Origin of the sequence: Methanospirillum sp. (genome assembly GCF_035560735.1) — an archaeon.
Lineage (GTDB): Archaea > Halobacteriota > Methanomicrobia > Methanomicrobiales > Methanospirillaceae > Methanospirillum.
Map to the genome: position 1 here is coordinate 1 of NZ_DATMYY010000170.1, position 2,490 is coordinate 2,490.

The window sequence follows — 2,490 nt, forward strand, 5'->3', positions numbered from 1 at the left end:
ACCATACATAGTATGATCTCGCTCATGACCCAGATTGATGGCCTTGATCTGTCATATATAAACCAGATCTCATTCATATTGAGAGTGTTAAAAACCAGGAATTTTAGCCCTCATCGCACAAATCGGAAAATTGATCTATTAAAGATCAACAGGATCTGCTGGCCAGTGCACCTGATGCCACTGCCATCTTTTCCCTAAAGTCAGAAAGGAATGCGAGAACACGGGCGGCAGTATCTTTCTTACACTGACCACACATCAATTCCCCTGCCTTGCACCTTCGGTGAATCTCTGCCAGTTCTGTATCGTCAGAAACCATATGAAAGAGGTTCAACAGATAGATCGGACACTTATCAGCTTCCCCACCAAGTTCTTTCTGTTCCTGTAGGGTCATTCGCCCACCGGTCAGGGCAGACATGATCTTCTTGTTAACAACCTTATCATCCTCATAGAACCCGATGATGCTTTCTGGCACACTTGACGACATTTTTCCACCGGTAAGACCTGGCATAAACCGGTGATAAGTCGCAGATGGTGTGACAAAACCATATCCGCCGTTTGCCCGCTCAATGGCCCGAATGGTCTTTGCTACGATATCGTGAGGGACTCCGGTAACATCAATATGACCCTCATACCGTTTAGATCCCTTGAATGCCTTTTGTACAGCATCCATAGCCTCTTTCGGGGCCTCTTTGGATCTGATACTGATATGGGTGTCCCGATCTTCTACCGTGAACATCCTGAGTTTGTGTGCTATACCTCTCGTAAGCCTTACGTGAGGATCCTGATCAAGCCCGGCTGGAACCACAGTTGGTGCAGGTTCATCATCAACCTGCGGATAAAGAATGTCAGATACCTGCGTGAGTACACTCATTGCATGTCCGATATCTGTCTCGGGTGTAAACCCGTAGATGGCACTCATCTCAGAGAAATTAACCTTCGTGGAAGCTTCAAATGCAAGATCCTGGACAACTCTGTTTTGACTCTGCTGATACGTCTCTCCCTCATATCCCAGAGCAAACAGGCAGGAGAGATATTCATCTCCAAATTTTTTACACTGTTCCCATGAGAGATTTCTGACAGCATGAGCCTCACGATCAGCAACACAGATGTATCCGTTTCCACCCTGCTCTACGTGCCAGACCACTTCTTTCATTACCATCAGGTGCCCGAGATGTGGATGGCCTGAGGGCATAAACCCGGTAAGGATATGAAACGGATCATGATTCACAATCGCTTTAACGATCTGGCCATAATCGCGATGACCAAACACAATCCCCCGCTTCATGAAATATGGTAGATCAGGAAGGTCACTGACTGCAGTCTCTATCCGTTCTATCCCGAACTCCGTGTGGAGCCGCTCAATATCGACAGATTGATCTGTAGAAGCCCATGGGTTTATGCTGGATTCCATATTATCTGGTTTTTTAATTTCTGGAAAGTTGTTATAATCAGAGTTTAATTCGTGCAAACTCAACGTACGCGATGCCTTCTGCATGTATACATCCGAATAGCATCTTCTTTTTGACGCTATGTGCCATCCTGACTGACCGGGAAATGATATTCATCGGAAGAGTAGTATTAGGCTCAATGGCCTGAACTAGCATTTCTGAGTGGACCTTTCTTCCCAGGTACACCCTAAAGTGATGGCCGAATTTATACCCGGTCTTTGGAATATAGTTCAAGGATCGCAGATTCTGATATACCTTCAGTTTTGGTTCCATTTCAGTATCGAACTCACGGATCATCTCACGATACTCTTGAGCAGTGATATTACGACCTTCGTGTTTTACCGTCACAAATCCTTGTTCCATTAGAGATACAGATTCGATAGTTGAGAGAACGATACGATCATCATCAAAGCGTTTCCCATAAAATGCCTGATCATATGCAGATTCAGGTGCTGCAGGTATTATCACCGATCTGCTTGAGAGAATACCACATACCGGTTCCGGATTCTGCGTATCTTCGATGGGGGCGGGTTTTTGGATCTTTACCTCGTAATAGGTTAGTTCAAACTCGTCATCCACAACTGCAAGAACATGCCGTTTTCGCATGTTTATGGTAGCCTGAACTTCTTTTCTTACCACCGCAAAATCGATGAGATCACGTTCAGACAGGACACGGAGCATATACAAAGACTCCCCTTTCCCTGGTTTTTCACCACGGCGAAATATCCTGAAGTCCTGTGGACCTGTCTGGACAACATACCCTCTTTCCCTGATATCCCGGTAGACCAGGAAAGATCTCAGAACATGAACATCACCAGAGAAATGGACAAGGAGTGAGTCAAAATCAAACCCGGGGACCTCAATTCGGCCACGATATACAAGGTACAGGGCCTCAACTGGAGAGAGACGGACTCCTTCTTTTAACGGTCTTCCAAAACCGCTCTGATCATACAGGGTTAATCCGTCCTGCCCGAGCATGACGTGCCCGCTTTCTAGCCTTGCCTTCACGGCTTATTATTTTGGCGTTCCAGCGGAATAAAAC

At 46.0% G+C, this 2,490-nt stretch carries 2 protein-coding genes; both read right to left on the minus strand.

Annotated features, from left to right (window positions below):
* Positions 1–145 precede the first annotated feature (145 nt).
* Entirely contained in the window at positions 146–1,411 is a 1,266-nt protein-coding gene (locus tag VN429_RS05180) for a tryptophan--tRNA ligase (RefSeq protein WP_325630529.1), read from the minus strand.
* Between the two features lie 37 nt (positions 1,412–1,448).
* Positions 1,449–2,456 carry a tRNA-intron lyase gene (gene endA, locus VN429_RS05185; protein WP_325630532.1) on the minus strand — a complete coding sequence of 336 codons (1,008 nt, stop codon included), beginning with the start codon at positions 2,454–2,456 and terminating at the stop codon, positions 1,449–1,451.
* Positions 2,457–2,490 lie beyond the last annotated feature (34 nt).